At 74.2% G+C, this 12,078-nt stretch carries 7 protein-coding genes and 1 pseudogene; 1 reads left to right on the forward strand and 7 read right to left on the reverse strand.

The annotated features are described in order from the left end of the window. Positions 1–114: 114 nt before the first annotated feature. Positions 115–3,627 carry an ATP-dependent helicase gene (locus tag OG900_14110; protein ID WUH95751.1) on the reverse strand — a complete coding sequence of 1,171 codons (3,513 nt, stop codon included), beginning with the start codon at positions 3,625–3,627 and terminating at the stop codon, positions 115–117. A 259-nt stretch (positions 3,628–3,886) separates the two neighbouring features. Beyond that, positions 3,887–4,267: an MGMT family protein gene (locus OG900_14115; GenBank protein ID WUH95752.1), complete on the reverse strand. Its 381-nt coding sequence runs from the start codon at positions 4,265–4,267 to the stop codon at positions 3,887–3,889. A gap of 80 nt (positions 4,268–4,347) precedes the next feature. On the opposite strand from OG900_14115, the gene OG900_14120 reads away from it, so the two are divergent. Then, entirely contained in the window at positions 4,348–7,560 is a 3,213-nt protein-coding gene (locus OG900_14120; protein ID WUH91126.1) for a lysylphosphatidylglycerol synthase domain-containing protein, read from the forward strand. Positions 7,561–7,643: 83 nt separating this feature from the next. Here OG900_14120 and OG900_14125 read toward each other — a convergent pair whose 3' ends face one another. The 5 genes and pseudogenes from OG900_14125 to OG900_14145 all read right to left on the reverse strand — a co-directional run bounded on the left by OG900_14125 (position 7,644) and on the right by OG900_14145 (position 12,067). Continuing rightward, positions 7,644–8,543, reverse strand: a complete 900-nt coding sequence (locus tag OG900_14125; protein ID WUH91127.1) for a VCBS repeat-containing protein — start codon at positions 8,541–8,543, stop codon at positions 7,644–7,646. Positions 8,544–8,726: 183 nt separating this feature from the next. After that, positions 8,727–8,891 (reverse strand): annotated as a pseudogene (locus OG900_14130) (class I SAM-dependent methyltransferase). 178 nt (positions 8,892–9,069) lie between these two features. Beyond that, positions 9,070–10,248, reverse strand: coding sequence for an adenylyltransferase/sulfurtransferase MoeZ (moeZ, locus tag OG900_14135; protein WUH91128.1), 1,179 nt, complete (start codon positions 10,246–10,248; stop codon positions 9,070–9,072). A gap of 134 nt (positions 10,249–10,382) precedes the next feature. After that, the gene (locus OG900_14140) at positions 10,383–11,162 is read right to left on the reverse strand and encodes a spherulation-specific family 4 protein (protein ID WUH91129.1); all 780 of its coding nucleotides are present in this window, start codon (positions 11,160–11,162) and stop codon (positions 10,383–10,385) included. After that, positions 11,150–12,067: an NAD(P)-dependent oxidoreductase gene (locus tag OG900_14145; protein WUH91130.1), complete on the reverse strand. Its 918-nt coding sequence runs from the start codon at positions 12,065–12,067 to the stop codon at positions 11,150–11,152. The genes OG900_14140 and OG900_14145 overlap by 13 nt, the downstream gene beginning before the upstream one ends. Between the last annotated feature and the right edge of the window lie 11 nt (positions 12,068–12,078).

The raw sequence follows: 12,078 nt of genomic DNA on the forward strand, positions 1-12,078 counted from the left end.
CCCCTCGATTTCGCACGTACGCGCACGTTGGACGCACGGGCCCCCACCCCTGGTTGTACGGCAATCGCTTGGGCGGGCGCCGGGAATTACCGGGCGGGAGGACGTACGCCGGTGTCACTCCACGATGTGCCGGCCCTCTGGCCGGGCCGTGCAGGCGGCGCGGAAGGCGCAATGCGTGCAGTGCTGGCCGGCGGCCGGGGTGAAGCGCTCGTCCAGCACCCGGCCGGCGGCGGTGGCGAGCAGCTCCTCCGCCCACTCCCCCGCCAGCGGTTCCTGCCGCTGCACCGCCGGCAGGGCCTCGCCGCCCTCGCGGCGGGTCGCGCCCAGCCGCAGCTGCACCAGCTCCGCACCGCCAGGCGACGGCGGCCGGTCGCCGAAGAGCGGGTCGACGGCGCCCTCCCGTACGGCCAGCTGGTAGACCGCCAGCTGCGGGTGGTGGGCCACCTGGTCGGCGGTGGGCTTGCTGCGGCCGGTCTTGAAGTCCACGACATAGGCCGCGCCCTGCGCGTCCGTCTCGACCCGGTCCATGCTGCCGCGGATGCGGATGCGGGCGTCGCCCGCGGCAAGGGTGACGTCGAAGTCGTGCTCGGTGGCGACCGGGGTGCGGCCGCGCTCCATGACATGCCAGCGCAGGAAGCGCTCCAGGGCGGCGCGCGCGTTGTCCTTCTCCTGCCGGGACTTCCAGGGCGCGTCGAAGGCGAGCGCGTCCCATACGGAGTCCAGCCGGGCCATCAGCACGTCGAGATCGGCCGGGGCGCGGCCCGAGGCGACCTCGTCGGCCAGTACGTGCACGACGTTGCCGAAGCCCTGGGCGGCGGTGGCGGGCGGTTCCGCCTTGACCTCGCGGCCCAGGAACCACTGGAGGGCGCAGGTGTTGGCGAGCTGGTCCAGGGCGCTGCCCGACAGCGCCACCGGCTGGTCGCGGTCCCGCAGCGGCACCGCGGAGGCGGTCGGCTCGTACAGGCCCCACCAGCGGTCCGGGTGCGCTGCCGGGACCAGCGGGTGGCCGTCGTCGTTCAGCGCGGCGAGGCGGGCCAGCCGGTGGGCCGCGGCCTCGCGCAGCGCCGGCGAGGCCGCCGGGTCGACGGTGGTCGCGCGCAGCTCCGCGACCAGTGCGGCGACCGCCAGCGGGCGGCGGGGGCGGTGCGACACGTCCTGCGGCGCGACCCCCAGCTCCGCCAGGAAGCGGGACGGCTGGTCGCCGTCGTCCGCCGCGGCCTTCACGGCCGTGACCAGCAGGCGCTCGCTCGCGCGGGTCGCGGCGACGTAGAAGAGCCGGCGCTCCTCGGCGAGCAGCGCGCCCTGGCTCAGCGGCGGGGCGATGCCGTCCCGCCCGATCCGGTCCGCCTCCAGGAGCGAGCCGCGGCGCCGCAGGTCGGGCCATACGCCTTCCTGCACGCCCGCCACCACGACCAGGCGCCACTCCAGGCCCTTCGCGCGGTGCGCGGTCATCAGCTGCACGGCGTCAGGACGTACGGTCCTGCCGCCCAGCGTGTCCGCCGCGATGTCCTGGGCGGACAGCTCCTCCAGGAAGTTCAGGGCGCCGCGGCCGCCGGTGCGCTCCTCCGCGCGGGCGGCGGTCTCGAACAGCGCGCACACCGCGTCGAGGTCCCGGTCCGCGTTGCGGCCCGCCGCGCCGCCGCGCAGGGCGGCCCGCTCCAGGCGGGCCGACCACGGGGTGCCGTTCCACAACGTCCACAGGGCGTCCTCCGCGGTGCCGCCGCCCGCCAGGGTGTCGCGGGCCGCCCGCAGCAGCGCGCCCACGCGGCGGGCGCCGCGGGAGTACGACGGGTCGTGGGCCACCAGCCGCTCCGGCTGGGAGACGGCCTCCGCGATCAGCACGTCCGACGGGCGTGGCACTGCCACGCCCGTCGCGCGCTCTTCCTCGCGCAGTGCCCTGCCCAGGCGGCGCAGATCGGCGGCGTCCATCCCGCCGAGGGGCGACGCCAACAGGGTCAGCGCTTCCTCGACGCTGACCCTGACCTCCGCCGAGTCCGGCCCCGGGCCGCCGGGGAGGCCCTGCACGTCCCCGGGCGCCCGGGGGGACGCGGAAGAAAGTCCTTCGGCTGACGCCAACGGCCCTGCCGGGCCCGGCTCTCCCGAGGCCTCGTCGGGCGGCCCGCCGTCCTCCGACCCCGCGGCACCGGGGAGCCCCCGCGAAGACGACTTCCCGGGTGCCCGGGAGGACGCGGAGAAAAGATTCTCGGCTGACCCACCGAGCCGCGCCGAGGCCGCCTCGCCCGAGGGCTGCTCGCCCAGGGCTGGCTCGTCCGGGCCTGGACCCTCCGGGGGCTCGGCTGGTGGCCCGGGGGGCGGGAGGAGGGAGGTGGCCGAGACGTGGAGGGCCAGGAGGAGGGGGGTCAGGGCCGGGTCGGTGTGGAGGGGGGTGGTGGACGGGGGGAGGTCGGTGGGGACGCCGGCGGAGGTCAGGGCGCGGCGGAGGGGGGCGAGGGCGGCGGTCGTGCGGGTGAGGACGGCAATCGTGTGCCAGGCGAGGCCGTCTTCGAGGTGGGCGCGGCGCAGGGTGTCGGCGATGGACTCGACCTCGGCGCCCGCGGTCGGGTAGGTGCGGACGGCGACGGTGCCGCCCTTGGCCTCCGCCGTCAGGGCGCGGTGGGCGCGGACCGCGGCCGCGGGGAGCCGGGGCAGCGGCATGCGGGCGGTGAGCTGGCGGGTGGCGGCCAGCAGGTCGGCGCGGGACCGCCGGGAGACGCGCAGGACACGGACGTCCGCCGCCGTCCCGTCCCGCCGGGGGAATTGCTCGGGGAAGCCGAGGATGCCGTTGATGTCGGCGCCGCGGAAGGCGTAGACGGACTGGTCGGGGTCGCCGAAGGCGACCAGGGTGCGGCCCTGCCCGGCGAGGGCGCGCAGCAGCCGCACCTGGGCCGGGTCGGTGTCCTGGTACTCGTCGACGTAGACCGCGTCGTAGCGCCGGGTCAGCTCCTGGTGGACCTCGGGCCGCCGGGCGAGCAGCACGGCCCGATGCACCAGCTCCGTGTAGTCGACCATCCCGCCCAGCTCCGTGACCTCCAGGTATTCATCGAGGAAGGCGGCCGCCGCGGTCCAGTCGGGCCGGCCGATGCGGTGGGCGAAGTCGGCGAGCGCGGCCGGGCCGAGGCCCAGTGCGCGGCTGCGGGCCAGCACCGCGCGCACCTCGTCGGCGAAGCCCCTCGTGGTGAGCGCGGCCCGCAGGTCGTCGGGCCAGCGCACCCGGCCGCGGCCTTCCCGCTCAAGCGCCGCCTGGCCGGCCAGCAGCTCGCGGACCAGCAGGTCCTGCTCGGGTCCCGACAGCAGCCTGACCGGCTCCTGGAAGTCCTCGGCGGGCTGGTGCTCGCGGACCAGGGCGTAGCAGAAGGAGTGGAAGGTGCTCGCCGTGAGCCCGCCGAGGCCGCGCGCGGCCATCCGGTCGCGCAGGTCGACCGCGGCCCTGCGGCTGAAGGTGAGGACCAGGATCCTTTCCGGCGCGGTGCCGCCCCGCACCCTGGCCAGCACCGATTCGATCAGCGTGGTCGTCTTCCCGGTGCCGGGTCCCGCGAGCACCAGCAGCGGTCCGTCCCGGTGCTCAACCACCGCCCGCTGTGCCGCGTCCAGCACAGGGGGCGCCACGGGCGCGGGCGGCGTCCGCAGCAGCCGGTAGCCGACGGCCGCGGAGGCCGCCGGGGCGGGAGGGGAAGACAGGATCACGTGGTTCGCCGGTTCTTCGGAGGCTTGAGCGATGGTGCGGTCGCGGAGGCGGGTTCGGCCCCGGGCGGGGCTCGCCCGACGCTACGCCGTGCCCCCCGCGCGCCGCAGGCGCCCCCCGGACACGCCGGACACTCCGTACGGGGCGCGGATGCCGTGCGCGGGCCCCGGATGGCGGAAGCTGGAGGGCATGACTTTCCGGCCCTCAGCCGTCGGCGGCGCCGTCCGCGCCCGGCGTGCGCCCGTCCCAGCGCGCCAGGCGCATGTCGACCCGCGGTATGTGGCCCTCGGTGGCGGGTCCCGCGGTCCGCAGCGGTGTGCCCTCGGCGCGGTAGGCGTCCAGCGCGCCCAGCTCGTGGCCGGGCAGCAGGACACCGTCGGCCCGCACCACGCGCCACCACGGCACCCCGCTGCCGTACAGCGCGAGCACCCGGCCGACCTGCCGCGGGCCGCCCTCGCCGAGCCATTCGGCGATGTCGCCGTAGCTCATCACCCGCCCGGCCGGGATCAGGTCGACCGTGTCGAGCACGCGCTCCGCGTAGTCACCGGGTGCGCCGGGGTCGTCTTCCTCGCTCATCCGGCCCATCCTGCCGCAGACCACCGACACCGGGGGGTTCCGGTGCCATCCGGACAGCGCTCGTGCCACCATCGTCCCGGCGGTGACTGGTGATACGAGATCAAGAAGAGACCGAAGCGGATCAGCCGGGCGCGGACAAGGCCGGAGGGGCCTCCCGCGCCCGTAAAGCGCTGCCCGCGCCCGCCGGCGGCGACGCCGCGGACCGCACCGCCCGCGGCAAGGACGGCACGACGGGCGGTCCCAGGGGCAGCTCGAAGAACGGCGCAAGGGGCAAGGCCGACGCGATGAACGACGCCGACGGCGACGCGGACGACCGCGGCAGGGGCGCCGCCGGATCCGGCGGCAGGAACGGCGGGACGGGCGGGACCGACGGCGCGCGCCCCGGCGCGAACGGCGAACCGCCCACCGGCGGGAACGGCGGCAAACCACCTCCCGCCACGCAGGACACCGGCGGCAAGCCGCCTCCCGGCGCGAAGGGCAGCGAACCGCCCCCCGCCGCACCGAGCACCGGCGGCGAACCGCCCGCCACCGCGTATCCCGAAGGGAAGGGCGGCGAGCCGCGCACCGGCTCGCATCTGAGCCCGGACGCCGACACGACCGCCGACGGGCACACCCACACCGTCGTCCCGGAACCGGAACCGGAACCCGAGCCGGGGCCGGGGCCCGGCCCCACCCCGGTCGCCGTCGACGAACCGCTGCTCGCCGCCCGGGTGCACCGGCCCGCCGACCTGATGCGGTTCCTCTTCGGGCTGCTCGGCATCGCCGTCGTGCTGGCCGTCGCGGGCTTCGCGCACGCCACGACGACCGGCCTCGAAACGGACATCACCAAGGGCACCGACCACGCGCCCGACGCGCTCGCGTCGTTCGCCGGCCTGACGGCGAGCATCGCGGTGCTGATCGTGCCGGTCGCCTTCGCGATCGAGCGGCTGGCCAAACGGGACGGGCTGCGTATCGCCGACGGTGTGCTCGCCGCCGTCCTGGCGCACGGCACGGCCCTCGCCACCGACCTGTGGGTGACCAATTCGGCGCCGGGACCGATCCGCGACGCGCTCACCCACAACGCGCCGTCCGGCACCGGCATGACCGACCCCGTGCACGGGTATCTGGCGCCGGTCATCGCGTACGTCACGGCGGTCGGCATGGCGCGGCGCCCGCGCTGGCGGGTGGCGCTGTGGTTCGTGCTGCTGCTCGACGCCTTCGCGGTGCTGGTCGGGGGCTACACGACGCCGTTCTCGATCGCGGTGACCGTGCTGATCGGCTGGACCGTCGCCTACGGCACGGTCTACGCGGTGGGCTCGCCGAACGTGCGGCCCACCGGGCGGCAGCTGCTCGCCGGGCTGCGCCGGGTGGGTTTCAGCGCGCAGACCGCCCGCCGGGTGCAGGAGGACGGCCCGGAGACCCCGGACTCCGACCGCGGGCGCGGCTATCTGGTCACCCTGGAGGACGGGCCGCCGCTGGACGTCACCGTGGTGGACCGCGAGCAGCAGGCGCAGGGCTTCTTCTACCGGGCCTGGCGGCGGCTGTCCCTGGTCGGCGGCATCACCCAGCGGCGCTCCCTGCTGTCGCTGCGCCAGGCGCTGGAGCAGGAGGCACTGCTCGCCTACGCGGCGATCGCCGCGGGCGCGAACGCCCCGAAGCTCATCGCCACCTCGGAGCTGGGCCCGGACGCGGTCATGCTGGTCTACGAGCACATCGGCGGCCGGCGTCTCGACGCGCTGACCGACGACGAGATCACCGACACATTGCTGCGGGAGTCCTGGACGCAGGTGCGGGCGCTCCAGTCGCGGCGGATCGCGCACCGTCGGCTGGTCGGCGAGTCGCTGCTGGTGGACGGGTCGGGGCGGGTCTTCCTGACCGACCTGCGCGGCGGCGAGATCGCGGCGGGGGACATCGTGCTGCGGATGGACGTGGCGCAGCTGCTGACGACCATGGCGCTGCGGGTCGGCCCGGAGCGGGCGGTGGCGTCCGCGGTGGCGGTGCTCGGCCCCGACGCGGTGGCCAACTCGCTGCCGCTGCTCCAGCCGATCGCGCTCAGCCGCGCCACCCGCGCGCAGCTCAAGCATCTGGCCAGGGAGCGCGCCCAGCGGGAGCGCGAGGCGGTGCTCGCCGCTTCCGCCGCTGAGAAGCACGCACGCGACCTGAAGCGGGCCCAGGACTCGGCGGCCCGCGCGACGGCCGACGAGGACGGTGTGCCCGCCGACGCCGAGGGAGCCGAGGGGAAGGGCGAGGAGAAGGGCGTCTCCAAGGCCGAGCGCAAGGCGGAGAAGCGGGCCATAGAGGACGCGCTGGAGGAGGCCCGCGAGGAGGACCTGCTGTCGCGTATCCGGCAGCAGGTGCTGCTGATCCGCCCGCAGGCCCCGGTCGAGCCGGTCCGGCTGGAGCGCATCAAGCCGCGCACCCTGATCACGGTCATCGCCGGCGCCTTTGCCGCGTATTTCCTGCTGTCGCAGCTCAGCTCGGTGCCGATCGGGCATGCCATCGCCAATGCCGACTGGCGCTGGGCGGCGATCGCGGTGGCGGGGTCCGCGGCGAGCTATGTCGCGGCCGCGTGCGCCCTGGCCGGTTTCGTGCCCGAGCGGCTGTCGCTGCTGCGGACGGTGCAGGCGCAGATCGCCGGGTCGTTCGTGAAGCTGGTGGCGCCCGCCGCGGTCGGCGGGGTGGCGCTGAACACCCGCTATCTGCAGAAGGCCGGGGTGCGCCCCGGCCTGGCCGTGGCGAGTGTCGGCGCCTCGCAGCTGGTGGGCCTGGGCATGCACGTCCTGCTGCTGATGACCTTCGGCTTCATCACCGGTACGGAGAAGACGCCGTCGCTGTCCCCGTCCCGTACGGTCATGGCGGGGCTGCTGACCGCGGGTGTGCTGGTGCTGGTGGTCACCGCGGTGCCCGCGCTGCGGAAGTTCGTGTCCACCCGGGTGCGGGCGCTGTTCGCCGGCGTGGTGCCGCGCATGCTGGACGTCCTGCAGCGGCCCGGCAAGCTGGCCACCGGCATCGGCGGCACGCTGATGGTGACGGTCACCTTCGTGATCTGCCTGGACGGCTGTGTGCGGGCCTTCGGCGGGAATCTGAGCTACGCGGCCGTCGCCGTCGTCTTCCTCGCCGGCAATGCGCTGGGCTCGGCGGCCCCGACCCCCGGCGGTGTCGGCGCGGTCGAACTGGCGCTGACCGGTGGTCTGATCGCGGCGGGCCTGCCCAAGGAGGTGGCCACCCCGGCGGTGCTCTTCTTCCGGCTGCTGACCTTCTGGCTGCCGGTGCTGCCCGGCTGGCTGTCCTTCACGCAGCTCTCCCGCCGCGGCGAGCTGTAGGCGCCGGAGGCACTGGAGGAACGGAAGAGGCCCGGGGGCGTCGAAACGCCCCCGGGCCCGGGTGTCTCACCGCATCGGGCCGGTCAGAACAGGTAGTTGAAGACGCTCCAGCCGGTGCCGATCTGCTGCCGCGCTCCGAAAGGCGCCGCGGCGTTGCCCGTACCGGGGAAGAAGAACAGAGCGCCACCGGTCCTGCGGGCGATCAGGTCGTACTTCCCGTCGGCGTTGTTGTCGCCGAGGCCGATGATCCGGTTGTAGACGTTCCAGCCGGAGCCGATCTTCACCCGGGAGGCGAACGGCGCCTTGTAGTTGCCGGTGCCCTTGTACAGGTACAGCCCGCCCGCGGAGTCACGCGCGACGATGTCGGCCTTGCCGTCGCCGGTGAGGTCGCCGAAGCCGGCGAGGTCACCGTAGATCTGCCAGCCGCCGCCGACCCTGACGCGGGAGGAGAAGCTGCCGTTGCTGTACGACAGGTACTCCCACAGCACGCCGCTGGTGTCGCGGGCGAGCAGATCGGGGTTGGCGGCGCCGCCCAGGTTGCCCGGTGTGACGAAGGCGTTGTAGCCCTTCCAGCCGCTGCTGACGACGGTGCCGGCGCTCGACGAGCCGCCGTAGATGCGCAGTTGGGTGCCGAAGCGGGCGTAGACGTTGACCTTCTCGGTGTTGGCCGAGTTGATCTTGAAGAACGCGGTGGCGCCCCCCAGGTCCGTGCCGGTCCTCTTCTTCGCGCCGAAGCCGCCCTTCGCGTTCGGCGGGTAGTCCCAGATGTTGCCGGCCGAGTCGCGGCCGTCGATGCCGAACATCCAGGTGCTGCCCGCGGCCGCGGTGTCGTCCGCCGTGGAGAACGCGGTTCTGCCGTGCTGCGGTGCGGAGTTCAGAGTGGCGCCGCTGCCCGCGGCGAGCGTCCCGGTGCCGCCGCCGCTCGCGCTTGCCGCCACTGTCGTGCCGAGCGTCAGCGCGAGCGCGCCCGCGGCCACAGCCACGGCCTTCGCTCTGATGCCGCGTCCGGAGCCACGACGGTCATGCCTTTTCACCTGTAGTCCCCCTTGGAATAGGTGATGTCGGTGCTGCGCCTTGATACGGGAGTTCCCGAACAAGACGCTTGACGCTATCGCGTCGTGTTCACCGGACCGCGGGTGAAACGTCATCGCCGTGTCACAGTTCTGTCATCGATGCCGGACCGCGGCCGCATCCCGGCGGAACAGCGCGGTCCGCAGGAAGGCCACGCCGAACAGCGCCGACTCGGGGGGCTCTTCCCGCATCCGGCGCAGTTCGGCCTCTGCCAGGTCGGAGGAGATCAGGCGCGGCGATTCCGGCGTGTAGGCGAGGCCCGCCGGGGGCGACGGCCTCCGGTCCGGAGGCGAAGAGCCCGTCCAGGAGCGCGAGGACGCCTTCGACGGTACGTACGGTCCGGTCCATCCGGCCTCCCCTTTCGGCCGGGACCGATCGTAGGCGCGCAGCACGAAGGCGGGCCGCAGCGGTTCGCCGCGGCCCGCCTTCCGGGCCGGTCTAGTAGATCGGCTTGTGCGGCTCGACCGTGTTGACCCAGCCGATCACGCCGCCGCCGACGTGCACGGCGTCGGAGAAGCCCGCGGACTTCAGCACCGCGAGCACCTCGGCGCTGCGCACCCCGGTCTTGCAGTGCAGCACGATCCGCTTGTCCTGCGGCAGCGTCGCCAGGGCGCTGCCCATGATGAACTCGTTCTTCGGGATCAGCTTCGCGCCCGGGATCGACACGATCTCGTACTCGTTCGGCTCGCGGACGTCGATGATCTCGATGTTCTCGCCGTCGTCGATCCACTCCTTGAGCTGCTTGGGAGTGATCGTCGACCCGGCCGCCGCGGCCTGCGCCTCCTCGGAGACGACACCGCAGAAGGCCTCGTAGTCGATGAGTTCGGTGACCGTGGGGTGGTCGCCGCAGACCGCGCAGTCCGGGTCCTTGCGGACCTTGACCGTGCGGTACGTCATCTCCAGGGCGTCGTAGATCATCAGCCGGCCGACCAGCGGCTCGCCGATGCCGGCCAGCAGCTTGATGGCCTCGGTGACCTGGATCGAGCCGATCGACGCGCACAGCACGCCGAGCACGCCGCCCTCGGCGCAGGACGGCACCATGCCGGGCGGCGGGGGCTCCGGGTACAGGCAGCGGTAGCAGGGGCCGTGCTCGGACCAGAAGACCGACGCCTGGCCGTCGAAGCGGTAGATGGAGCCCCAGACGTACGGCTTGTCGAGCAGCACGCACGCGTCGTTGACCAGGTAGCGGGTCGCGAAGTTGTCGGTGCCGTCCACGATCAGGTCGTACTGGGAGAAGATCTCCATCACGTTCTCGGCTTCGAGCCGAGTCTCGTGCAGGACGACGTTCACCAGCGGGTTGATGCCCAGGACCGAGTCGCGGGCCGACTCGGCCTTGGAGCGGCCGATGTCGGCCTGGCTGTGGATGATCTGGCGCTGCAGGTTCGACTCGTCGACCTCGTCGAACTCGACGATGCCGAGCGTGCCGACACCGGCCGCGGCCAGGTACATCAGGGCCGGCGAGCCGAGACCGCCGGCGCCGACGCACAGCACCTTGGCGTTCTTGAGCCGCTTCTGCCCGTCCATGCCCACATCGGGGATGATCAGGTGACGCGAATATCTGCGGACCTCGTCAACGGTGAGCTCGGCGGCCGGCTCGACCAGCGGTGGCAGCGACACAGGGACCTCAGCAATACGGTTGGGTCGGTCTCAGACGATACGGGCGCGCGTGTTCGCACACGCACGTCCCTGCAACACTGCCACGCCGGTCTTCATTCCAAGACACCCGTTCCGAGGGCCGAGACGTCCCGCGGTCACATCGTGGGCGGTACCCCGTCCGCCGGGGGGCCGCCGACCAGGCCCACCGCCCTCTCCCAGTATCGGGGCAGGCCCGCCCAGGGGTCGGTCCCGTCCCGCGCGGTGCGGTCGGTCAGGCACACGGTGGCGGCGCCCTGCCAGCGGGCGACCCGCAGCGCGCCGTCGAGGTGCAGTTCGGGGACGCCGTGCACCAGGTGCACGAAACGCGACGGCGGGTGGTACGCCGTCCACGGCGGCACCTCCGACCAGCGGTAGCGGTCCCAGGACCCGGCGAAGGTGACCAACTGGTCGGCGAGATCGGCGTAGCGGGGGTCGGGGTGGCTGCCGTGGCCGAGCACGATGTGCCCGGCGCCCCTGCCCTCCCGGTCGAGCAGCACCCGCAGCGTGGTGACCGCCCCGTGGCAGTCGGCGGCCTGCTCCCGGCCGTTGGGCGCCCGGTCCAGGTAGAAGCCGTCGACGTGGTACCAGTCCAGGTAGCGAGAGGCGTCGGAGACCAGTTCGCCGAAAGGCCGCCGCCCCCGCTCGGCGTCCAGCAGTCCGAGGAGCGGGACGCCGTTCCCACGCACCCGGGCGGTCACCTCCGTGTACAGCGGGTCGGGGCGGCTGCCGGGACCGCGGGCCACGTCGAAGGCGGCCCAGTGCAGCGGTGCGTCCGGGCGGGCGATCGCGGCCCACTCGCCCGGTGCCACCAGGGGGTGCGCGAAGGCCGGCACCCCGAAGCCCGTACGGTCGCCGCGCCGCACCGTGCCGCGCGGCGACCCGGTCAGACGCGGCATGCCGCCTCCATCCACACGTCGGCCAGCGACTCTTCCAGGCCGATCCGCGGCCGCCAGCCGAGCCGGTCGCGTGCGGTACGCACATCGGCCTGCTGCCACAACCCGCAGCCGTCGGGATACGGCGGCATCATCGCGCCGCCGGACGCGGGCGCCTCGTCCAGCTCGCGCACGGCGCCCTCGTAGCCGGCGACATGGGCCAGCGCGGTGGCCATGTCGCGCATCCGCACCGCCCGCCCGCTGCCGATGTTCACCACCCCCTGAGCGGCCGACAGCGAAGCGGCGTGCACCGCCCTGGCCACGTCCCGGGCGTCGATGAAGTCCCGCTGCACGGCCAGGCCGCCGAGCCGCAGTTCGGCGTCGCCGTTCTGCATCGCCCGGCGCAGCGCCTCGGCGACCCGGCCCAGCGGCGCGCCCGTCGGGGTGCCCGGCCCCACCGGGCTGAAGACCCGCAGCACGACCGCGTCCAGGCCGGAGCCCAGCACCAGCTCGGTGGCGGCCAGCTTGCTCACTCCGTACGGGCCGCCCGGCCGCGGCGGGGCGTCCTCGCCGGTGGAGGAGCCGACCGGTGAGGGGCCGTACTCCGAGCCGCAGCCCAGCTGCACCAGCCGGGCGGCGATGCTGCTGCGGCGCATCGCCTCGCACACCGTGGCCACGGCCACGATGTTCTGCCGGATGAGCTCGCGGGCGGCACCGCGGGTGGTGCCCGCGCAGTTCACCACCACGCCGGGATGGACCGCGTCGAGGAAGCGGGCGAGCACGCCGGGCGCCCCGCTGGACAGGTCGAACCTGACGTCGGCGTCGTCACTGCGCCCCAGCGCGGTGAGCTGGACGGCGGGGTCCGCGAGCAGTCGCTCCGCGACGTGGCGGCCGAGGAAGCCGTCGGCTCCGAGCAGCAGCACTCTCATCGGGTGCCTCC

It is taken from the genome of Streptomyces sp. NBC_00433 (genome assembly GCA_036015235.1).
Lineage (GTDB): Bacteria > Actinomycetota > Actinomycetes > Streptomycetales > Streptomycetaceae > Actinacidiphila.